Genomic DNA, 21,713 nt, shown 5'->3' with positions numbered 1-21,713 from the left:
TGCTTTTCGTCACTGCGTCTCAGGGGCGGGCGGGCCCGCTTCCGGCACCGGTCTTCTCGATCGCAGCGGCAATCGCGTCGAGGTCGTCATCATCAAGTTCCAGGCTGGCGGCGGCAATCCAGCCGTCGATCTGTTCGGGCTTGCGCGCGCCGACAATCGCGCCCGTCAGGCCCGGCCAGGCCAGAACCCATGCAACGGCAACCGCTGCCTGGCTGACACCATGGCGCTCGGCCACCGGCTTCAGCGCTTCGGCCAGCGCCAGATTGGCCGTCAGCGCCGAACCGTTGAAATTGGAACTGCCGCGCCGCCAGTCATCATCAGGCAAGGATGCGGCGCGTTCTTCCGTGAAACGTCCCGTCAGAAGGCCGGCCTGCATCGGACTGTAGCAGATGACGCCGGTTTCGTTGGCGCGGGCCCAGGGCAGGAGGTCGGCCGCCGTATCGCGGCGAATGGCGGAAAAGGGCGGCTGCAGCGTGTCCACGTGGCCGATCGACTCGGCCTCTTCGAGCTGGCCGATGTCGTGGTTGGAAAGGCCGATCGCCCGCACCTTGCCGGCCGCTTTCAGAGCACACATCGCACCCCAGTATTCCGCAAGCGGCACGTCGTTCGACGGCCAGTGGATCTGCATCAGGTCGATGACCTCGACGCCGAGCCGTCTCAGAGAAGCTTCCGTCTGCGCCTTCAGGCTGTCCGGATCGCCGACCCGCTTCGGCGTTTCCATCGGATCGTCATCGTTCCAGACCATACCGCATTTTGTGAAGATGAAGGGTCGCTCGGAGGACGACATGCCGGCAATCGCCCTGCCGACGACTTCTTCCGAATGGCCGAGGCCGTAAACGGAGGCCGTGTCGATCCAGTTGATCCCGGCATCGACCGCCCTGCGAATGGCGGCAACGGAATCGCTGTCGTCCTGCGCGCCCCAGCCTGCCGCCCAGCCCCCGCCGCCGATCGCCCAGGCGCCGAAGCCTGTGCGGGTAATCGCCATATCGGTGGTGCCGAGTTGCCGTTTTGGCAGATCGTATGATGCATGCGTCATGAAAAACGCCCCCAAGGAAAACGCGCCCGTGCAACAGGCGCCCTCGCGTCCTCCCGACGGGACTGCCGGGAGCATCAGATAGGCGACCTTGCGTCGCCGGTCCGGCAGGAAGCCGGCACTATTTTTTCTGGAACGCCCGCGCCAGAACGAAGGCAAGGCCCGCAACCGCCGTAAGCCCCGAGATCGGCTTTTGCCGCATCATCACAGGAACGACGCCAAGAACGCCTTCGAGCATTTCCTCGGTCGCGTATTTGGCGGCCCGGTAGCGCCGCCGCTCCGCGCGGTTCATCAGCATCGCATAGACAAGCACAAAGATCGCAAGCGTGAGCGAGGCAATGGCCACGGTCAGCGCCGCGCCGAGCGGACCGAAGACTTCGGCCAGATAGATCGCAATCGCAACGACGCCGCTCACATAGGCGGACATAAACAGAAAAATCAGGATGACAGCCAGCACGGCGTTGCGCCGTGCCGAACGCGCGACCGCGCTGCCATCAAGCGCCATGATGGCAGCTGTCAGGGAGATGAACCGGTCCATGCCTTAACGCCGCGTCAGCAGCGCGGCCAGAAAGCCGAAACCGGCGGCCATCAGTATGGATTGCAGCGGACGGCTGCGAATATGATCCTCGATATCCTCCTCGATGGACATCGCTTCCTCGCGCGCCCGGTCATAGGCCTCGTGCCCCTTCCTGGTCGCGTCGTCGCGGAACTTCTCGGCACGGGCCCGCGCGTCGGATGCCTTTTCATTGCCAAGCGTGCCGATCAGCTTCGTCAGGCCTGCGATGTCGTCACGCAATTGGTCGATCTGAGCCTGGATGTCGGCCTCGGTTGTCTTGCCAGCCTGGCCGCCGGTGCTTTTGCTTTCTGCCATAGTTGATCTCCCAAATTTGAGTTCGGACACTGAACGCTCCAACGCGACAGCGTCGTTTTTGTTCCGGTCGACCGTCCCCTGTCGGCGAACCCGCATCGGAGAAAATCTGAGGGCCGACGGCACAAGCTTACGCCCGGCATGCGGTCGGCACAATAGGCATCAAGGCGCGGGTCCGAGCCCGCCCGGTCGCCCAAAGAGTCTCCGCAGCGCACTAGCCCGCAGCGGCCACCCGGGCCTGATCGTCACCCGACCAGCGCGAGAGGTGATCCCGGATAGCAGCGCGCAACTCATCCATCGTGGCGTAAAGGCCGCCGTCCAAGGCATGGACGTGAAACTTGACGGCGACAAATCTGAGCCGCCCGTTTTCGGGAACGACAATCCCGACCGGCTGGCCGCCGAATTCAACCATCTGCTTTTTCATGACTACCAACTCCGGCCCGAAGATGACCGGCCAATCTGTTTCAACCCTTGTGTGCGGCCTTAACGGCCCTGTCGCTCGCGCGACAGCATCGGAGCACACCCGGCACGCATCCGGCTTCGTTCATGTTCATTGTTTTCAGCGCCTCGAAAGACATTGAACGCTCCCGCACTACGAAGGGTTGGACAAGTTTGCGACTGCGTGGGTTTTACCCGGAAACTCGAATCAAAACCAAGCTTATATTTTATTCATATCGCCGAAATTCTTCAAAAACATGTCAAAGAGCCGAGAATGTTGGAAACGAAGTTCCCGTCTCGCCGGCTTCCGCCCAGCGGCTTCCTCCTAGATAGAGAGCTGCCGGCGGCAGACAAGAGGGGCCGGCCGACAAATTCAGCCGCCCCACAAAATACAACCTGTGAATGCGCAATCCGGAGGAAAGGACTCCGATCACCCCATACGCTCGGAGGCGTAGGAACCGGCCGATGGCGGGAAGACAACCGTACGGTTGCCGTTGACGAAAACACGGTGGTGAATATGGGCGTGGATGGCGCGCGCCAGCACCAGCGCCTCGACATCGCGGCCAAGGGCGACATAGTCCTGCGGGCTTTGCGCATGGGTGATGCGCACCGTCTCCTGCTCGATGATCGGCCCTTCGTCGAGCTCCGGCGTAACATAATGTGCCGTCGCCCCGATCAGCTTCACGCCGCGCTGATAGGCCTGTTTGTAAGGGTTCGCGCCCTTGAAACTCGGCAGGAAAGAGTGATGGATGTTGATCACCTGCCCCACCATCTTGCGGCACAGATCATCCGAGAGGACCTGCATGTAACGCGCGAGCACCACCAACTCAGCCTCCGTCTGGTCGATGAGCTCGAACAGTCGCGCCTCGGCGGCGGGCTTCGTCTCCTTCGTCACCGGAATGTGGTAGAAGGGGATATCGTGATTGACGACGAGCTTCTGATAATCGAGGTGGTTCGACACCACGCCGACAATGTCGATGGGAAGTGCGCCGATGCGCCAGCGATAGAGAAGGTCGTTGAGGCAATGACCGAAGCGCGAGACCATGATCAGCGTCTTCAGCCGGTATTCGCCGTCATGAAAACTATAATCCATGTCAAAGGGGGCGGCGATCCCGGCAAACCCTTCCCTCAATGCATCGAGCCCGGTTCCGGTTTCGGAAATGAAGCTGATTCTGATGAAGAAGCGCCCCGTCTCCAGATCATCGAACTGGGAGCTGTCGATGATATTGCAGCCCTCCGCCGCCAGATAACCGGAAATCGCCGCGACAATGCCGCGCGTTGAAGGGCATGTTACCGTGAGCACGAAGTCTTTCATTGTGATTTCCCGTTTACTGAGCGCAGGCCGTCGCTTGTCCGGACAGCCGACCGGTCATAAAGGTTGGCGGGTGCGCTTTCAACCGCCCGATGGATCATCAGACTACGTCGAAAGGCCCGCTGCTGTAGCATCCACGACTCAAAGATGCGGATTGCCGCCAATCGCGCCTCTCCGTTTGTTTTCGTCCGCCCGTCCGCAGACTATTGTTGTGGCAAAAAAGGGGCGGCTTGACTTCAGCGACCCCAGACGCGCTATAGTTCGGCGACAGCTGTCATGACGGGGCCGACCCGCCCGAAGGCGGAAGGGATGATTGGAGTATCAGTATATGCGTCGCTTGAGGGAATCCGCGCCATGCCGGTCTTCTGCCGCTAACCTGAAGAGGCGGCTTTCAACCGTCGCCGTCGCGGCCACGACGCTGTCCCTCGCGCTGTCATCGACGGCGCTTGCCGCTCAGAACTGTGAAATGACGTTGCACGGCATCAATGTGGCCGGCGCCGAGTTCGGCCAGCCCGGCGATCCTTACGGCCAGGGCTATATCTACCCGTCGAAGGACACGATCGACTCGCTTGCCAAGGACAAGTTCAACGCCATCCGGCTTCCCTTCCTCTGGGAACGGCTCCAGCCTTCGCTGAACGGCGTGTTCGACGCCACGGAATTGTCGCGCATGCAGGCGACGATCTCAGCCGCGCGCGACAACAACATGGTCGTCATCCTCGACCCGCACAATTACGCGCGCTATCGCGGCCAGGTGATCGGCAGCCCGGATGTGCCGGTCGAAGCCTTTGCCGATTTCTGGAAGCGTCTCTCGGCCGTCTTCGCCAATGACGATGACATCATCTTCGGCCTGATGAACGAGCCGCACGACATCGAAGCGCCGGAATGGCTGACCGCCGCCAACGCGGCGATCGCGGCGATCCGCAATATCGGCGCCGGCAACCTGATTTTCGTCCCGGGCACCGCATGGACCGGCGCCCACAGCTGGGAACAGACCTTCTACGGTCCGTCGAACGCCTCGGTGATGACCGGCGTTGTCGACCCCCAGGACAATTTCGCCTTCGAAGTGCATCAGTATGCCGATGCCGATTATTCGGGCAAGGCCGATGACTGCAGCCATATCGACGGCGCCGTCGATGCCGTCCGGAGCTTCACCGACTGGCTGAACACCAACAATTATCAGGGTTTCCTCGGCGAATTCGGCACGACCGACCAGATCGATTGCCTGCGCGGCCTCAAGCAGATCGTGGACATCATCCAGAACGATCAGAAGGCCTGGATCGGCTGGGCTTATTGGGCGAGCGGCGACTGGTGGCCGAAAAACGCTCCGATGATCATCCAGCCGGACCTGAGAAACGGCGGCAGCGCGCAACTGCGCACGCTGCAGCCGATGCTCGCCGGCAATGACATGACCCGCCACGCCTGCAACGGCGACGGCAACTGAGCGTCACCCGGCAACGGGCGCCCAGAGCACGTCCTCGATCCGGCGCGCGCCGGTTGCAAGCATGACAAGCCGGTCGAAGCCGAGCGCGATGCCGCTTGCCGCCGGCATATGCCCAAGGGCTGCCAGAAAATCCTCGTCGATCGGATAGGTCTCGCCGTAGATGCGCTCTTTTTCCGCCATATCGGCTTCGAACCGGCGACGCTGTTCACCGGCATCCGTCAGCTCGCCGAAACCGTTGGCAAGCTCGACGCCGCAGACATAGAGCTCAAAGCGTTCGCTGACGCGCGGATCGTCTTCGCTCTTTCGCGCAAGAGCGGCCTCGGGCGCGGGATAGGCATCGAGCAGCGTGGCGCGGCCATGGCCGAGCCTTGGTTCGATCTTTTCGACAAGCACGCGCGAAAAAAGGTCCGACCAGCTGTCATCGTTGCCGTATCGAAACCCTTTCTCTCTCATCTGCCCGGAAAGGCCGTCGCGGTCGGTCGAGCCGTCAGCCGCGATCGTGGCGAGCAGATCGATCCCGGCAAAACGCGCGAAGGCCTCGGCCACGCTCAACCGCTCGATGGCGGCAAAGGGATCGCAATTCCCGTCCCGCCAGGCAAAACGCCCGGTTCCGGCGGCCCGCGCCGCAAGCGCCAGCAGGGCGGAGCAATCGGCAAACAGCTTCTCATAGGGTTCGCGCGCGCGATACCATTCCACCATGGTGAATTCCGGATGGTGCAGCGGCCCTCGCTCGCGGTTGCGATAGACACGGGAAAAGGCGACCAGCCGTTCCTCGCCGGCCGCCAGCAGTTTCTTGGCGGTAAATTCCGGCGAGGTGTGCAGGTACATCGCCTTCGCCGCGCCGTCATTGCCGATCATGTCCGTTGAAAACCCATGAAGATGGGTCTCGTTTCCGGGCGAGACCTGCAGCGCCGGAAGATCGGCCTCGATGAACGCCTCATCCGCAAACCAGGCGCGCATCGCCGCCATGATCCGGTTGCGGGCCAGAAGCGCCGGCCGCCGGTCACGGTGCCTGTCGGACAGCCACCAGGGCGATGACGGGGCAGCGGCGTTTTCGTCCGGCATTTTTCCTGAAGCCTTTCCTTCCCGTTCGTTGCAATCCGGCGTTTGGCACTGGAATTCAAAGCGGATTTGCGTTAGTCCCGCTCTCACGAATTGAATGGGAATGCGCGGTCTATAGATAGTCCCGACCGCCAAAGCAAGGAAGTCTCATGGTCAAGGTCATTGCCTCATCGCTGCGCAAGGGCAATGTCGTCGATGTCGACGGCAAGCTCTATGTCGTTCTTACCGCCCAGAATTTTCACCCCGGCAAGGGCACGCCCGTGACCCAGGTGGACATGCGCCGCATCGCCGACGGCACAAAGGTTTCGGAACGCTGGAAGACGACCGAGCAGGTGGAGAGGGCCTTCGTCGAAGACACCGACCACACCTTCCTCTACAACGACGCCGAAGGGTTCCATTTCATGAACCCTGAAACTTACGACCAGCTCACCATGAGCCCGGACGATGTCGGCGATGCCGCCAACTACCTGTCGGAAGGCATGACGGTGATCCTGTCGATCCATGAGGGCGTTGCCATTGCGCTGGAACTGCCGCGCCATGTCACGCTGGAAATCACCGAGACCGAACCGGTGGTCAAGGGCCAGACGGCGTCTTCCTCCTACAAGCCTGCCATGCTGTCAAACGGCGTGCGCACCATGGTGCCGCCGCATATCGATGCCGGCACCCGCGTGGTGATCCTCACCGAGGACGGCTCCTATGTGGAGCGCGCCAAGGACTGATGTCCCCTTGTTGCCGATATGAGAAAGGCGGGCCGCTGAGCCCGCCTTTTTTGTGTTTGCTACGCGATGCCGCCGAGGCAGATATATTTCAGCTCGGTATAGTCATCGAGGCCATATTTGGAGCCTTCCCGGCCGAGGCCGGACTGTTTGACGCCGCCGAAGGGAGCGACCTCGGTGGAAATGAGACCGGTATTGACGCCGACTATGCCGTATTCCAGCGCTTCGGCGACCCGGAAGATTTTCGCCACATCCGAGGAGAAGAAATACGAGGCGAGGCCGAATTCGGTGTCATTCGCCATGCGGATCACATCTTCCTCGGTCTCGAACCGGAACAGCGGCGCGACCGGTCCGAAGGTTTCCTCGCGCGCGCATTTCATCTCCGGCGTGACGCCGGTCAGAACCGTCGGCTGGAAGAACAGGCCGCCCTTTTCGTGACGCGCGCCACCGAGCGTGATTTCGGCCCCCTTGGTGACGGCATCCTGAATGTGATCCTGCACCTTCTTGACGGCGTTCTCGTCGATCATCGGGCCGATATCCATGCCTTCGGCCATGCCGTCGCCAACCTTCAGGCCTGCCACCCGTTTGGCCAGCTTTTCGGCGAAGGCGTCATAAACGCCGGACTGCACGTAAAGGCGATTGGCGCACACGCAGGTCTGTCCGGCATTGCGGTATTTGGAGGCGATCGCGCCTTCGACGGCGGCATCGAGATCGGCGTCGTCGAAGACCATAAAGGGGGCATTGCCGCCAAGTTCCAGCCCGAGCTTCTTGATCTGGTCGGCGCCCTGGCGCATGAGGATGCGGCCAACCTCGGTCGATCCGGTGAAGGTGACCTTGCGCACGCGGTCATCCTCGCTGAAGGCCTTGCCGACCATGGAGGAACTGGTCGCCGTGACCACCGAAAACAATCCCGCCGGCAGCCCGGCCTGTTCTGCCAGATAAGCCATGGCAAGTGCGGAGAGCGGCGTCAGCTGCGCCGGCTTGGAGATGATCGAGCAGCCGGCGGCGAGCGCCGGGGCCATCTTGCGCGCGAGCATGGCATTGGGGAAATTCCAGGGGGTGATCGCTCCCACGACGCCGACCGGTTGGCGGATGACCATGATGCGCTTGTCGGCCTGATGGCCCGGAATGATATCGCCATAGGCGCGCTTGGCCTCCTCGCCGAACCATTCGACATAGGCCGCGCCGTAAAGGATCTCGCCGCGCGCCTCGGCGAAGGGCTTGCCCATCTCGATGGTGAGGATCGTTGCCAGATCATCGGCATTGCCGACCATCAGGTCATAGAGCTTGCGAAGAACCGCAGCGCGCTCCTTGCCGGTCTTTTTCGCCCAGCTCTTCTGCGCCTCGTGCGCGGCTGTGATTGCCCTGTCGACATCCTCCCTGCCGCAATCCGGAAGGGTCGCGATCACCTCCCCGGTTGCCGGATTGGTAACGTCGAACGTCTTGCCGCCGGTGGCGGCCTCCGCCCATTCGCCGGCGATGAAAGCGCCGGAACGCGCCAGCGTCTTGTCCTTGAGGCGGTTTGTGAGTAGTTCCGATATGGGCATGAATGGTCTCCCTGTTTTCTCTTTCCACAACGCCGAAACCGGCGGTTATTGTTCCGTTCCCGTTCGCAGCCACGCAACTCGCCGATCAAAGGCCTCGCCAAAAGGCCTTCGGAAGCGCACGTCACCGGACATTTCTTTGTCCCAGGGCAACCGGCCCGGTTTTTGGCGAAACAGGAGGCTTGCGCCTCGCCCGCCAAGCGGCTACGCGCCTTCCCGCTATACGCAAGACGATCTTCATATAATTATATATAATGGAATATTGTATCAATATAATAAACTCGTGAGATCGACCGATTTGCGATGCGGGCGATTCTCCGCTAGATGACTCCTGTTTCAACAGCCGCGGTCTCGGCCCCTTGCCGCCCGCGCCGGCGACACCCGTCAGGACAAACCATGCAGACCATATTCGTGCAGTTCAAATGCCACCCCGGCCAGGCCTATGATGTAGCGGACGTTGTCGTGCGCACCCTTGAGGAAACCTCGGAAATCTATTCGACCTCCGGCCACTACGACCTCCTGGCGAAATTCTACCTGCCGGCCGAGGCCGACATCGGCCACTTCGTCACCAGCCAATTGCAGACGATCGAGGGTGTGAAGGACACCTTCACCCTCGTCACCTTCAAGGCTTTCGGCTGACGGCCGCCGCCGTCCAGCGGCTTACCAGGAAAAGTGGATAAAGGTTCTTCGTCCGGAAACGCGCAAAAACAAAGAGATAGAGCACTTCCGCGAGCCTCGGAAAGGCGAGAGTGCATTAGAAACGCGGTGCCTCAAGCCCTGCCGCGCGATAAGCGGCAATCACCGTATTGGCCATGAGCATGGTGATCGTCATCGGCCCGACGCCGCCGGGAACCGGCGTGATCGCGCCTGCAATCTTCTCGCAGGCCGCGAAATCGACGTCGCCCAGAAGTCGGGTCTTGCCCTCGCCGCGCTCCGGCGCAGGAACGCGGGTGATGCCGACATCGATGACTGTTGCCCCGGGCTTGACCCAATCGGCCTTGACCATTTCCGCCCTGCCCGTGGCCGCCACCAGGATATCGGCGTTTCGGCAGACGGCCGCCAGATCGGCGGTGCGCGAATGCGCCATGGTGACCGTGGCATTGGCCTGCAGCAGCAGCCGGCCCATGGGTTTGCCGAACAGGTTCGAACGCCCGATGACGACGGCGCTGAGGCCTGAGAGGTCATCGCCGTGGATCGAACGAACAAGGATCATCGCGCCGGCCGGCGTGCAGGAAATCAGGCCGGTTTTCAGGTCGCCCACGGCAAGCTTGCCGGCATTGACGATCGAAAGCCCGTCGACGTCCTTTTCCGGGCGAATCATCTGAATCACCGGAAACTCCTCGAGATGGCCGGGGAGCGGAAGCTGCACGAGGATGCCGTGAATTGACGGATCGGCATTGAGTTCGCCCACGACCCTTTCAAGCTCTTCCTGGCTGGTATCCGCATCGAGCGTCACCTGCACCGAATGAAAACCGCATTCCTTGGCGCGCTTGCCCTTGGCCGCCACATAGGTATGGCTCGCCGCATCATCGCCGACGATAACGACAGCAAGCCCCGGCACAACGCCCTTGGCGCTGTGAAGCTCAGCCGTCGCCGCCTTGATCTTCTCGATCACCCCTGCGGCAATCGCCTTGCCGTCAATGCGTTCTGCCATCTGGTCACTCCTGGATTGAGGATGCTGCGGCCCTGTCAGCTTGCCGCAAACAAAAACGGCAAGCGCCGAAGCGCTTGCCGATATTCTTCTTCAAAAAGGCATATGCGCCCTCAGTTGAGCCGCGTCTTGACCGAGTCGACGGACTTCGAAAACAGCTTCGACTGAACGGCAGGCGTTGCCTTCTTTTCCAGAACGATGCGCGCCGCTTCCACGGCAACATCGACGGCAGCGCCACGCACGGCTTCGATGGCATCGTGCTCGGCCTGCCGGATCTTCTGCTCGGAAAAGGCGGTGCGGCGCTCGACATATTCTTCAGTCTTGCGGCGGGCCTCTTCCTTGATCGCCTGGGCCTCGCGTTCGGCCGCGGCGACGATATCCTTGGCTTCTTCCTCGGCCTCGCGGCGCTTGCGCTGATAATCGGCCAGCACGTGCTGAGCCTCCTCGCGCAGGCGCTTGGCTTCCGCCAGTTCGTCGCGAATCTCGTCCGCGCGCGAATCAAGCGAGCGAAGCATGATGCCGGGGACCTTGAAGTAGGCCACGACGATGAAAAACAGGATCAGGCCGACAAAGGCATAGAATGTCGCGTCAAGTGCCATGATCAGCCCTCCTTGGCCGATGAAACGGCCGCCTCTACGTCGCCCTTGGCAACGCGCCCGCCGATAAGGTGGGTCACGATCTGGGCGGCAGTGTCTTCGGCAATGGTGCCGACTTCGGCCAGCGCCTCGGAACGCACCTTTTCGATCCTGGCATTGGCTTCGGAAAGCTTCTTGCCAAGCTGGCTCTCGAGCTCGGCCCGCTCGGCTTCGGCCTCGGCACGGGCCTTTTCGGCGGCGGCCGCCGAAATCGCACGCGCTTCGTCGCGCGCCCGGGCAAGTTCCTTCTCATAAGCGGCAATCGCGGCATCGGCCTCGTTGCGCAGCCTTTCGGCTTCATCGAGGTCCTGGGCGATCCGGTCATGCCGGTCTTCCAGGATGGAGCCGACGCGCGGAACGATCACCCTCTTCATCACCAGATAGAAAATGCCGAACGTGATGGCCAGCCACAGGATCTGCGACGGAAAGGTCACAAAATCGAATGGCGGGAACACCTGTTCCTCGTGATGCTCGATTTCGGCCAGCGTCGTCTCGGTATGCGCGTCAGCGCCTTCCGATGTCTGCGCCAGAGCCGGTGTCACAATCATGCTCGCCTCCAGAGGTCTTCGATAACGATGTCACGGCGTTATAAGCAAACGCCGTGACCAAAACGTCAGACCGTTTAAACTTAAACGGCGAAGAGCAGGAGAAGAGCGACGAGCAGCGAGAAGATGCCGAGCGCTTCGGTCACGGCAAAGCCGAAGACCAGGCGACCGAACTGGCTGTCGGCTGCAGAGGGGTTACGCAGGGCGCCGGTGAGGTAGTCACCGAAGATACGGCCCAGGCCCATGGAGGTTGCACCCATGCCGAGGCATGCAATACCGGCACCAATGAACTTTGCTGCTTCCGCTTCCATAAAAGAACTCCTTCGAAAGAATGGGTTATTGCGGCTTAATAGCGATGCCGGTCCGCGCTGTCCAGCCGAACCGACAGTGTTTATTCCCTAGTGTTCGCCTGCGTTGACGGCATCGTTGAGATACATGCAGGTAAGGACTGCAAACACATAGGCCTGCAGGAAGGCCACCAGGAATTCCAGCGCCGTCAGAGCGACGGTCATGGCCAGGGGCAGGATCGCGCCCCCGGTTCCGATCGTGCCGATCGCGCTCAACGAGACGACGAAGCCGGCAAAAACCTTGAGCGTGATGTGACCGGCCAGCATATTGGCGAAAAGACGAACCGACAGGCTGATGGGACGCGAGAGAAACGAAACGATCTCGATCAGCGTCACCAGCGGCAGCAGGGCGGCCGGCACGCCGGACGGCACGAAGACCTTGAAGAAGCCGAAGCCGTGCTTGTAGACGCCGTAGCCCACAACCACGCTCATCACCAAAATGGCGAGCGCGAAGGTCACGACGATCTGGCTGGTCACGGAGAAGAAATAGGGGAACATGCCGATCAGATTGGCTGTCAGCAGGAACAGGAAGAGCGTCAACACGAAGGGGAAGAACACCATCCCCTTTGTCCCCGCGCCTTCCCTCAGCATCGAGGCCACGAACTCGTAAAGCAGTTCGGCGATCGACTGGGTGCGCGAAGGAATAAGGCCGCGCTTGGAGGTCGCCAGATACATGAAGCCAGCCGCAGCGCCCACCGTGATCGCCATGAACAGCGATGCATTGGTGAAGGAAAAGTCCAGTCCGCCGACATTGATCGGAACGATATTGTGGATCTGAAACTGATGGGTCGGATCGTTTGCCACCTGTGCTCTCTCTTCTCACCTTGCGCGGACCCGCTTGGGGCGGTCATGCGCGCAGAACCAAACTCTATTTCCCGTCCTTCTTCAGACGGTCCTCCGGCTCAGCCACATAACCGACGGAGCGCAACACATTCAAGACCCCGGCGCCAAAACCGAGAAGAAGAAAGCCGATCATGCCCCAGGGGCCGGTTCCGGCAAACTTGTCGAGGAGAAAGCCGATCATGAAACCGACGAAAATGGCGGCCATGAATTCGCTCGAAAGCTTCAGCCCCTTCGACATTTCACGCCGGTCATTGGCGGAGCTTTCCGCCTTCCTGTCGCTCTCTCCATTCTGGCCCTTCCGCAGCGCGCCCAGTTCGCTGGCCAGCCGCTTGCGGCGTTCTTCCAAGTCCTCCTGCCCGTCCTCAGCCATCAAATCCGCTTTCCCAAAAATCCTCGACCGCGCGACCGGCGCTCGGCGGATGTTTCAGCGATGCGATAAAGCCTTTGGGACCCCCCGGTCAAGTCGGGCGCACCATAGTTTTCACCGCCATGCTAGTCAAGCTTCGAGGCAACCGCAATTGCGCAACCGGATTTGTTCGACCAAAGCCCTAGAACCAGCCGCGCGAGCGCAGCCAGTAGATAGCGAGAACGCCCGTCAGGAGCATTGCGGCAACGGCGGCGGGATAACCGTATGCCCAGTGCAGTTCGGGCATGCGGTCGAAATTCATGCCATAGATGCCGGCGATCAGCATCGGCGGCGCAAAGACCACCGAAACGACAGAGAACAGCTTCATGATGTTGTTCTGTTCGAGATTGACGAGACCGAGCGACGAATCGAGCAGGAAGGAAATATTGGAAGAAACGAAACTGGCGTGCTCGGACAGCGACTGGATGTCGTGGGCGACGATGCGGCAGAGATCCTTGGTCGGCTTGTCGTCCCGCACCCGGCCAAGCGCCTGCACGTAGGTGGAAAGGCGTGCCAGCGTGATCAGGCTGTCGCGCGTCTTGCTGACGAGGCGGTGGTAGGTCGAGATCTCGATCAGCCGCTCCTCGAGTTCGGCCGGAGGGCGTCGGCGTCCGCGCACGCCCTCCCCGAAAACGGCGATCGAGATATTATCGATCTTGGCAACCGCCAGTTCCAGGATCTCGGCCGTGCGGTCGACGATCGTGTCGAGCAGGTGGGCGAGAACCCGTACGCCCTGCCCGGGCCCGATATCGAGACGCTTCATGTCGGCGGCGAAGAGAAAGAACGGCTTCGGCTCGGCGTGGCGGATGGTCACAAGCCTGCCTTCGGCGAGGATGAAGCCGACATCGGTCAGCTGGGCCAGACCGAAATCCACGTTCATGACGATCGACGCCGTCATGTATACGGCGTTGCCCTCGGTATAGTAACGGCTGGAAGGTTCGATGTTCTTCAGCGTCTCGCGGGTGGGGAGCATCACGCCCAGGAGCGATTCCATATGCTGCATGTCGGCCTCGGTCGGATCGAGCATGTCGATCCAGACGACGTCCTCGCCAAGCGGTTCCGCCGCGCCTGACGACGGCAAGGCGGTCTTGACACCGCCGACCCTGTAGAGATGGATCATCTGAACCCCGCCTTCTGACCTCGCGCTTGCCTCTACTGGCTACCCAAGCATAATAGACAGGGCAAGTGTGTTTTTTTGACCTCGCGTCGCCGGACAGCACCCCCTCCAGGGCTGCGCTGGAAAACACGCCCAGCCCTCGATCAGGACATGCCAAGATGCAACCTCATGATTTCTGGCAGGAATTTCTGCCCCCTCGGACATTCGATCCGCATGCGCCGCTCGCCGCCGCCTACCCGGCAACCCTTGCCGATGGCCGGCAATTGCTGCTGCCGATCCGCAAGGCGGGCGACGGTGGCCTTGCGTCGCTCATCATCAATCAGGCTTCATTTGCCGTCTGCGATACGCTGGCCGAAGACCTTGCCGGACGCCTGGCGGCAGACTCGCCGGATATCATCGTCGGCCTGCCCACCTTGGGACTTACGCTTGCCTCTGGCGTCGCCAGGGCGCTGGGTCACGCCCGCTTCGTTCCGCTCGGCAATTCCCGCAAGTTCTGGTACGAGGACGCGCTGTCAATGCCCATGAACTCGGTAACGACGCCGCATCAGGACAAGCGCCTGTTCATCGACCCGCGCATGCTACCGCTCCTTTCCGGAAAGCGCGTCGCCCTCGTCGATGACGTGATTTCCTCGGGACGCTCGATCCTCGCCGGCCTGTCTCTGCTCGAAAAATGCGGCATCCGCCCCGTCACGATCGGCGCGGCCATGCTGCAGACAGCGCGATACCGCGCCCCCCTCGACGAATACGAGGACGGGCTCTCGAAAAAAATCCACGCCTGCTTTTCAACGCCCCTGCTTCAGCGCGGCGAGGGCGGCAAATGGCGCGAAAAAACCGGCCATTGACCGGTTCTCCGCGCAACGAAAACCCGCGATCCGAAGATCGCGGGCCTATCGCAACGCACTGCTTCCGGAGTTATCAGTTCAGAAGAACGGCATCCGGATTTTCATTCAGCGCCTGTTCGGAGAATTCCGGCTGATTTTCCAGCGTTTCCCGGTCAAACCGCGTCTTGACGACATAGACGTCGCCGTCGCTCATGACCGTCGCCGCATCGGCGGAGATCGCCACGGGCTTCTCGCCGATACCCAGGAAACCGCCGACGTCAACGATCAGGATGTTCTGGCTCTGATCGCCATGGGTCATGATGTTCGATACATCGCCCATGCTGTCGCCTTCAGCGCTCAGCACGGTGGCGCCGTCAAGCTGGTCGAAGGAGATCGACGCCATGTCGACCTCGGACATGCCCTCCAGCATCGGATTTTCCGCATTCATCGTCTCTGCGGCGTTCTCGCCCATGCTGTTCACGCCGGCCACCATGTCGTCCATGGCGTTGCCCGCGGCCTCTCCGGCCTGGTTCATGGCGTTGCCGGTGGTATTGGCGAGGTCCTGCGTCTCGCTTGCAACGTTGTTGGCGGCGTCATTGGTCGCCGTGCGAAGCTGGCCGGCCTCCTCGCGGATCGCCGCCGTGCCGCCCTCGATCAGATTCGGATCGTCATATTCGAATGACGGGGCGTTCTCGAGTTCCTCGATGGTCGCGTCGATCGTCAGCCAGTTGCCGTTCTCGCCCTGCTGCCAGCCGAGACGGTCGAAGGACACGGCGACATCCTTTTCGCCGATGCCGAGAAAACCGCCAACGCCGATGACGGCAGCAGTCGCGTTGCCGTTCGAGCCCATTACGATGTCATTGATGTCGCCGATCTGCTCGCGGCCCTGATCATCGGCATCCTGGCCATAGACGGGCCAGCCGAGGAGCGAGCTTGCGAGAACCTGCTGGTCGGTTGCGCCGAAGAAGCTCTGAGCGTCGTCAGAAGCAGCCTGACGTTCGGGAAAGACCGGCGTTGCGCCCGTTTCCATGCCAGCTTCCATGCCGGTCGTCGCGGCGGGCTTGTTGTCCATCGTGTCGGTATTGGTAGCGTCCTGAGCATAGGCCGCGCCCGTGGAAACGACTGCTACCAATGCCGTAGTCGAAAGAATCTTGCGAAGCATATCAATACTCCTCTTTTCCTGAATGTTTCTTTGCGAGCCGATTTAATATTTGTTTTAATCTCGTTTTATTCTCACTCGCTGCACACCAACAAAACGTGCTGCCGGACACCTTGTTCCTGCGTCGATACGTTTTTTTCGATCAGGGAAGGCAAAAAAAACCGCCCGGCCTTCCGGCGGCGGGCGGGGTCCGGCGGAGGGCGCGGCGAAAGACCTCAGCAGAAGCGCAACGGCATGCGGATATGGACCCTGAGGCCGGTGCCGGCAAATTCAACATCGACCTTGCTGCCGATAACCTTGTCGAGACTGCGCTCGATCAGAACGCTGCCGAAGCCGCGCTCTTGCGGCGGCGTGACCGGCGGGCCGCCGACCTCCACCCAGTCGAGCTCGAGATGGGACGCGCCATTATCGTCCTCGCCGCAGGCAACCGAGATATCGACGACGCCGGCGCGCGTGGAAAGCGCCCCGAACTTCGCGGCATTGCTCGCCAGTTCGTGGATAACGAGACCAAGCGCCAGCGCCTCGTCGGGATCGAGGAAGACAGCGCTACCGTGAATATCGACCTGCCGGCTGGCGCTGTCGATATACGGCGCCACCTGGGAACGCAGCAAGCGGTCAAGCGCGATCGCCCCCCACTGCTCGTCGGAAAGCAGGGTGTGGGCGGCCGACAAGGCCTGAAGGCGGCCGGAAAAGGCCATGTTGAACTCTGCCGAACTGCGCGAGCGCCGCAGTGTCTGGCCGGCGATCGACTGGACGATCGCCAGCGTGTTCTTGACCCGATGATTGAGCTCGCGCAGGAGGAGCCGCGTCTTCTGCTCCGACTCCTTGGTTGTCGAGATATCGACAACGACGCCGAAGACCGGCCCGCTCTGCTCGGCCGACAGCGCGCTTTCATAGGCGCCGCCGAGCGACAGCAACCACTTGCCCGTTGCGGCGGCCTTGAATTCGCACTGGTACTCTTCGCCGCGATCGAGCGCCGACTTGAAGCGGCGCAGAAGCGGAAAGCGCGTCTCCGGCGCGATGGCTGCAAGAAGGCTGCGGCAAGTCACCGGCTCGCCGGCCGGCAGGCCGAGCATTTCCCTCAGCGCATTGTCGCACTCGACCATATTGCTTTGGCGGTCCCAGCTCCAGGCTGCGATGTTGCCGGCGCGAAGCGCCATGGAGTGACGCTTCTGGGCGCGCGACAGCGCTATATCGGCGGAAGCCTTGCCGCGCGCGGCATCCTTCAATTCGTAGAGCGAGCCGGCCAGATTGGCGAGACGGCGCAGCGCCGCGGCATCCTCATCGGAAATGTCGCGATGATTGATCCCGTCGATGACGCAAAGCGAGCCGGCATTGATGCCGTGCACCTTGATTGGCGCGCCGGCGAAAAACCTGACGGGCTTACCGCCATAGTTCGGAACGGAAGGCGCGATATCGTGCTGGTCGGCCGGATTATTGAGGATCAGTGCCGGGTCCTGCTTGAGCGCGATCGGATAGACGAAAAGGCCGGAGCGGGTCGGAACGGTCTCCAGCTGCATGCCGTGAACCGCCTGTACCCAATTTTCGTCATAGTCAGCTATCAGGATAAGTGCTGCCGGGCAGGCGAAGCGCAAGGCCGCCGATTCGACGATTGCGACGAAGTCTTCGTCGACCTCGGCGGCACGCATGATTGTCTGCGATAGGGTGTTTAGCCTGTCCCGATCCTTGATCGCATCGACAATATCGCTCGGCAAATGTTCCACGGACTATAAGGCTCTTCATTCTGAGGCGAAAGCAAGGGATCTTCCGCGCAATTTCGGATGACCGCATCGACCGGCGGAATATCAATCACGCTCAAGAACGCCTGACCAGTGCTTAGGTTCCCTTGCGCGCCGAATTTCGTTCCGAAGACGCAGAAAACGCCGTGCGTCCGAATGGACGCACGGCGATTTTCGATCGGAAGCAGGAGAACGGTCGCGGCTTGTCCTCATGCCGGGCGCGTAACGAACGCGCTGCTGACGACGGCGGCGGAATTCGCATCCGGCCCGAAGTCGACCTCTCCCTGGATATCCAGAAGCTCCTGCAGCTTGCCGCGCGCACGCGCGATGCGGCTCTTGATCGTGCCGATGGCGCATTGGCAAATCTCGGCCGCCTCCTCATAGGAAAAGCCGGAAGCGCCGACGAGAATGATCGCCTCGCGCTGATCGTCAGGCAGCCGGTTCAACGCCTTGCGGAAGTCGCGCAGGTCCATCGCGCCATACTGTGCGGGATGCGTCGACAGCCGTTCGGTGAAGACATTGTCGGAATCCTGTATTTCGCGACCGCTCTTGCGCATCTGACTGTAGAACTCGTTGCGCAGGATCGTGAACAGCCATGCCTTGATGTTCGTGCCCTCGGCAAAACTGTCCTGCTTGGCCCAGGCCTTCATGATCGTGTCCTGAACGAGATCGTCCGCCATATCCTGGTGCCCGCACAGCGATACCGCAAAGGCGCGCAGGCTGGGCACCGTCTTCAGCATATCGCGCTTGAAGCTCGTATCATCATCCCTGACCAAGGCCGTCACCCCTTTGCTTTGCGCGTCGAAGCGGACTCTGCCGCATCAAGACGTTCGAGCAGGTCGAGAAACCGATCCGGGATCTCCTCCTGTTCAACGGCATTGTAAAGGGCCTTGAGGCGACGGCTTATCGCCTCTTCCGGGCTCTTTGCCGTGCCGGGCAGAGCTTCCCCTTTTCCCAGACTGCTATTGCTTTTCACCAGTTTAATCCCGTTTGTACCCAATTGCATGTTCAAGCCGAAAACGCCGGGTCTGTTAAAAAGTTCCTTCGATGCCGGAACTTTTTTTTGACTGACGCATTTGGTCATTTTGATAGCGCTCTTTGAGCCTACCCAACAGATTTACCGAGGCAGGAGACTGTATAATATGTCGCTTTCAACCCGTATCGCTGCCCATTTGCCATATCTCAGGCGGTACGCTCGTGCCGTGACCGGATCGCAAACCTCCGGCGATGCCTATGTTGCCGCCGTCCTTGAAACGCTGATCGAGGATGTCTCTCTTTTTCCCGAGGACGGCGACGACAAGGTTTCACTCTACAAACTCTTTTCACGCCTGTTCAGTTCCACAACGATCGAGATCGAGGACATCGAATCGCCCTATTCATGGGAAAAACGCGCCGCGGCCAATCTGATGGCGCTTCCGGCCAAGCCTCGGCAGGCCTTTCTGCTGATCTCGCTCGAAAATTTCTCACATGAGGAAACGGCCGCGATCCTCGAGGTCGAGCCCGACGCGATCCCCGGCCTCGTTGACGAGGCCTCGGCAGAGATCGCCCGCCAGGTGGCCACCGACATCATGATCATCGAGGACGAGCCGCTGATCGCCATGGATATCGAGCAGATGGTCGAAAGCCTCGGTCATCGGGTGACCGGCATCGCGCGCACCCACAAGGAAGCGGTCGACCTCTACAACAGTTCCAAGCCAGGCATGGTGCTCGCCGACATCCAGCTTGCCGACGGCAGCTCCGGTATCGACGCGGTCAACGACATCCTGGAGCATGACTCCATTCCGGTGATCTTCATCACCGCCTTCCCCGAGCGCCTCCTGACCGGCGAACGACCCGAGCCGACCTTCCTGGTCACCAAGCCGTTCAACCCGGACATGGTCAAGGCGCTGATCAGCCAGGCCCTGTTCTTCCAGGAACGACACCAGGAAGCGGCCTGAAGAGGCCGGGCAACCTCGCATAAACAAAGAAAGGCGGCCACGGCCGCCTCCCAGACTGCTGACAAACCCGTCGGTTTTTCGGCGGGCCCGCCGTCTCCGGCGGGCCCGCCCGTTCTTACTCGGCAGCCTCTCCGGCAAGCGTCTCGTCCTCGGCGAGAAAGCCGCCGGACTGGCGTTTCCACAGATCGGCATAGATGCCGCCGGCCTCCACGAGTTCCTGATGCGTGCCCGTCTCGATGATCTCGCCCTTGTCGAGGACAACGAGGCGATCCATCTCCGTCAGCGTCGACAGGCGGTGGGCGATCGCGATCACGGTCTTGCCCTCCATCAACCCGAACAGGCTTTCCTGAATGGCCGCCTCGACCTCTGAATCGAGCGCCGAGGTCGCCTCGTCCAGCACCAGGATCGGCGCGTCCTTCAGGAACACGCGGGCGATCGCGATGCGCTGGCGCTGGCCGCCGGAAAGCTTCACCCCGCGCTCGCCGACATGGGCGTCAAGCCCGGTGCGTCCCTGCATGTCGGAAAGCCCTTCGATGAAGTCCCAGGCATTAGCGCGTTTTGCCGCGGCAACAACCTCCTCGTCCGTTGCGCCCGGACGGCTATAGGCGATGTTGTCGCGGATCGAGCGATGCAGCAGGGAGGTATCCTGCGTCACAACGCCGATCATCGAGCGCAGGCTGTCCTGCGACACTTTCGAGACATCCTGGCCGTCGATGGTGATCTTCCCGCCTTCAAGATCGAAGAAGCGCAGGAGCAGGTTCATCATCGTCGTCTTGCCCGCGCCGGAACGTCCGACCAGACCGACCTTCTCGCCCGGCCTGATGGTGAGCGACAAACCGGAGATGACGCCGCCCGCCTTGCCGTAATGGAAGGAAATATCATCATAGACGATCTCGCCTTTCTTCACGTCCAGAGCCTGCGCGTTGTCAACATCGACCAGCTCGTGCTTCTTCGCCATCATCGACATGCCGTCATAGACCGTGCCGATGTTCTCGAAGAGCCCGGTGACTTCCCACATGATCCACTGCGACATGCCGCCGATGCGCATAACCAGACCGAGAGTCAGCGCAATTGCGCCGACGGTGATGCTGCTTTCCAGCCAGAAGCGGATCGCCAGCGCCGCCACGGCAAAAAGCGCAACCGCGTTGTTGACATAGACGAGCGCCTGGAACTGGGTCACGCGCCGCATCTGGCGGTAGACGGTATCCAGAAATCCGTCCATGCCCTCGCGCGCGAAAAGCTCCTCGCGGCCGGCATGCGAGAACAGCTTGACGGTGGCGATATTGGTGTAGCTGTCGACCACCCTGCCCGTCATCAGAGAGCGCGCGTCGGCCTGCTCGGCCGAGATCTTGCGCAGCCGCGGGATAAAGTACCAGAGCAGCATGGCATAGATGACGATCCAGACCAGAAGCGGAATGACGAGACGCCGGTCGGCTGCGGCAACGATGAAGATCATCGAAACGAAATAGGTGATGACGTAGACGAACATGTCGAGCGCCTTCATCACCGTTTCGCGGATGGCAAGCGAGGTCTGCATGACCTTCTGCGAAACCCGTCCCGCAAACTCGTTGGCGAAGAAGTTCATCGAGTGGCGCAACACATAGCGATGCATCTGCCAGCGGCTGATCATCGGCAGATTGCCCAACAGCACCTGATGGATCAGCAGCGAGGAGAAAATCGTCAGGCCCGGCAGCAGCACCAGAACCAGCGCGCCCATGAAGGCGAGCCGCCAGCCCTCGTCCGCAAGGAAGGTCTCGCGGTTGGCCGTCGACAGCCAGTCGACGATATCGCCGAGGAAGCGGAACAGATAGACTTCCCCGAAGGCAACCAGCGCCGCAATGAAGGCCATCAGCGCGAGATAGGGCGCTGCGGGCTTCGAATAGTGCCACAGGAAGGGAATAAGGCCCGTGGGCGGCGCCGTGGGCTCCTCCACGGGGTAGGGATTGAGGCGGTTTTCAAACCAGCGAAACATGATCTCACTCCAATGCCTCCCGGCAGCTCTCCGGAAAAGAGCACACTATGCCCGACAGACGGACCCGGGACTGGAACAGCGACCGGTTCACGCGGTCGCGTTAATTCGGATGATTAAATAGGAAAGA

Annotated in this window: 24 protein-coding genes; 5 read left to right on the top strand and 19 right to left on the bottom strand. The window is 61.2% G+C overall.

The genetic code is table 11. The features are described 5' to 3' along the window. Positions 1–19: 19 nt before the first annotated feature. From JET14_RS03395 to purU, 5 genes are all read right to left on the bottom strand, one after another. Entirely contained in the window at positions 20–1,036 is a 1,017-nt protein-coding gene (locus tag JET14_RS03395) for an aldo/keto reductase (protein ID WP_200336803.1), read from the bottom strand. A gap of 118 nt (positions 1,037–1,154) precedes the next feature. Further along, complete coding sequence (locus JET14_RS03390; RefSeq protein WP_200336802.1) at positions 1,155–1,571, bottom strand: hypothetical protein; 417 nt, start codon at positions 1,569–1,571, stop codon at positions 1,155–1,157. Between the two features lie 3 nt (positions 1,572–1,574). Continuing rightward, positions 1,575–1,904 (bottom strand): DUF883 family protein, encoded by a 330-nt coding sequence (locus JET14_RS03385; protein WP_024706038.1) that lies wholly within the window; start codon positions 1,902–1,904, stop codon positions 1,575–1,577. Between the two features lie 211 nt (positions 1,905–2,115). Continuing rightward, entirely contained in the window at positions 2,116–2,325 is a 210-nt protein-coding gene (locus JET14_RS03380; RefSeq protein ID WP_200336800.1) for a hypothetical protein, read from the bottom strand. 444 nt (positions 2,326–2,769) lie between these two features. Further along, entirely contained in the window at positions 2,770–3,654 is an 885-nt protein-coding gene (gene purU, locus JET14_RS03375) for a formyltetrahydrofolate deformylase (protein WP_200336799.1), read from the bottom strand. A 325-nt stretch (positions 3,655–3,979) separates the two neighbouring features. Between purU and JET14_RS03370 the strand changes: the two genes are divergently transcribed. Continuing rightward, the gene (locus tag JET14_RS03370) at positions 3,980–5,092 is read left to right on the top strand and encodes a glycoside hydrolase family 5 protein (protein WP_200336798.1); all 1,113 of its coding nucleotides are present in this window, start codon (positions 3,980–3,982) and stop codon (positions 5,090–5,092) included. Between the two features lie 3 nt (positions 5,093–5,095). Here the strand turns inward: JET14_RS03370 and epmA are convergent, their stop codons facing one another. Beyond that, entirely contained in the window at positions 5,096–6,157 is a 1,062-nt protein-coding gene (epmA, locus tag JET14_RS03365; protein ID WP_200336797.1) for an EF-P lysine aminoacylase EpmA, read from the bottom strand. Between the two features lie 146 nt (positions 6,158–6,303). On the opposite strand from epmA, the gene efp reads away from it, so the two are divergent. Beyond that, positions 6,304–6,873: an elongation factor P gene (gene efp / locus JET14_RS03360; RefSeq protein ID WP_024706033.1), complete on the top strand. Its 570-nt coding sequence runs from the start codon at positions 6,304–6,306 to the stop codon at positions 6,871–6,873. A 59-nt stretch (positions 6,874–6,932) separates the two neighbouring features. On the opposite strand, the gene JET14_RS03355 is transcribed toward efp, so the two are convergent. After that, positions 6,933–8,417, bottom strand: coding sequence for an NAD-dependent succinate-semialdehyde dehydrogenase (locus JET14_RS03355; protein ID WP_200336796.1), 1,485 nt, complete (start codon positions 8,415–8,417; stop codon positions 6,933–6,935). A gap of 393 nt (positions 8,418–8,810) precedes the next feature. On the opposite strand from JET14_RS03355, the gene JET14_RS03350 reads away from it, so the two are divergent. Beyond that, on the top strand, positions 8,811–9,053 hold the full coding sequence (locus tag JET14_RS03350) for an Lrp/AsnC family transcriptional regulator (RefSeq protein WP_200336795.1): 243 nt from the start codon (positions 8,811–8,813) through the stop codon (positions 9,051–9,053). 115 nt (positions 9,054–9,168) lie between these two features. Here JET14_RS03350 and JET14_RS03345 read toward each other — a convergent pair whose 3' ends face one another. The 7 genes from JET14_RS03345 to JET14_RS03315 form a co-directional block, all read right to left on the bottom strand. After that, positions 9,169–10,068, bottom strand: coding sequence for a bifunctional methylenetetrahydrofolate dehydrogenase/methenyltetrahydrofolate cyclohydrolase (locus JET14_RS03345; protein WP_200336794.1), 900 nt, complete (start codon positions 10,066–10,068; stop codon positions 9,169–9,171). 110 nt (positions 10,069–10,178) lie between these two features. After that, a complete protein-coding gene (locus JET14_RS03340) occupies positions 10,179–10,664 on the bottom strand; it encodes a F0F1 ATP synthase subunit B (protein ID WP_024706029.1) in 486 nt (161 codons plus the stop codon). Positions 10,665–10,666: 2 nt separating this feature from the next. Next, a complete protein-coding gene (locus tag JET14_RS03335) occupies positions 10,667–11,248 on the bottom strand; it encodes a F0F1 ATP synthase subunit B (protein ID WP_200336793.1) in 582 nt (193 codons plus the stop codon). 80 nt (positions 11,249–11,328) lie between these two features. Next, positions 11,329–11,556 (bottom strand): F0F1 ATP synthase subunit C, encoded by a 228-nt coding sequence (locus JET14_RS03330; RefSeq protein WP_018063478.1) that lies wholly within the window; start codon positions 11,554–11,556, stop codon positions 11,329–11,331. Positions 11,557–11,643: 87 nt separating this feature from the next. Further along, the gene (locus JET14_RS03325) at positions 11,644–12,396 is read right to left on the bottom strand and encodes a F0F1 ATP synthase subunit A (RefSeq protein ID WP_024706027.1); all 753 of its coding nucleotides are present in this window, start codon (positions 12,394–12,396) and stop codon (positions 11,644–11,646) included. A 64-nt stretch (positions 12,397–12,460) separates the two neighbouring features. Then, positions 12,461–12,805, bottom strand: coding sequence for an AtpZ/AtpI family protein (locus tag JET14_RS03320; protein ID WP_024706026.1), 345 nt, complete (start codon positions 12,803–12,805; stop codon positions 12,461–12,463). A gap of 178 nt (positions 12,806–12,983) precedes the next feature. Next, positions 12,984–13,961: a magnesium transporter CorA family protein gene (locus JET14_RS03315; RefSeq protein WP_200336792.1), complete on the bottom strand. Its 978-nt coding sequence runs from the start codon at positions 13,959–13,961 to the stop codon at positions 12,984–12,986. A 155-nt stretch (positions 13,962–14,116) separates the two neighbouring features. On the opposite strand from JET14_RS03315, the gene JET14_RS03310 reads away from it, so the two are divergent. Continuing rightward, entirely contained in the window at positions 14,117–14,800 is a 684-nt protein-coding gene (locus JET14_RS03310) for a phosphoribosyltransferase (protein WP_200336791.1), read from the top strand. Positions 14,801–14,873: 73 nt separating this feature from the next. Here JET14_RS03310 and JET14_RS03305 read toward each other — a convergent pair whose 3' ends face one another. The 4 genes from JET14_RS03305 to JET14_RS23020 form a co-directional block, all read right to left on the bottom strand. Then, the gene (locus JET14_RS03305) at positions 14,874–15,941 is read right to left on the bottom strand and encodes a PRC-barrel domain-containing protein (RefSeq protein ID WP_200336790.1); all 1,068 of its coding nucleotides are present in this window, start codon (positions 15,939–15,941) and stop codon (positions 14,874–14,876) included. Positions 15,942–16,153: 212 nt separating this feature from the next. Next, positions 16,154–17,587, bottom strand: a complete 1,434-nt coding sequence (locus tag JET14_RS03300; protein ID WP_200336789.1) for a sensor histidine kinase — start codon at positions 17,585–17,587, stop codon at positions 16,154–16,156. Between the two features lie 299 nt (positions 17,588–17,886). After that, positions 17,887–18,453, bottom strand: coding sequence for an RNA polymerase sigma factor (locus JET14_RS03295; RefSeq protein WP_256389183.1), 567 nt, complete (start codon positions 18,451–18,453; stop codon positions 17,887–17,889). Positions 18,454–18,458: 5 nt separating this feature from the next. Beyond that, positions 18,459–18,761 carry a NepR family anti-sigma factor gene (locus JET14_RS23020; RefSeq protein WP_432443060.1) on the bottom strand — a complete coding sequence of 101 codons (303 nt, stop codon included), beginning with the start codon at positions 18,759–18,761 and terminating at the stop codon, positions 18,459–18,461. 58 nt (positions 18,762–18,819) lie between these two features. Here JET14_RS23020 and JET14_RS03285 point away from each other — a divergent pair, with 58 nt between their 5' ends. Continuing rightward, on the top strand, positions 18,820–19,614 hold the full coding sequence (locus JET14_RS03285; protein ID WP_200336788.1) for a response regulator: 795 nt from the start codon (positions 18,820–18,822) through the stop codon (positions 19,612–19,614). 115 nt (positions 19,615–19,729) lie between these two features. On the opposite strand, the gene JET14_RS03280 is transcribed toward JET14_RS03285, so the two are convergent. Continuing rightward, the gene (locus JET14_RS03280; protein ID WP_200336787.1) at positions 19,730–21,586 is read right to left on the bottom strand and encodes an ABC transporter ATP-binding protein; all 1,857 of its coding nucleotides are present in this window, start codon (positions 21,584–21,586) and stop codon (positions 19,730–19,732) included. Between the last annotated feature and the right edge of the window lie 127 nt (positions 21,587–21,713).

Origin of the sequence: Martelella lutilitoris, assembly GCF_016598595.1 — a bacterium.
GTDB lineage: Bacteria > Pseudomonadota > Alphaproteobacteria > Rhizobiales > Rhizobiaceae > Martelella > Martelella lutilitoris_A.
The sequence above is the reverse complement of the archived record's forward strand: the minus strand, read 5'-3'. Positions and strand labels throughout refer to the sequence as shown.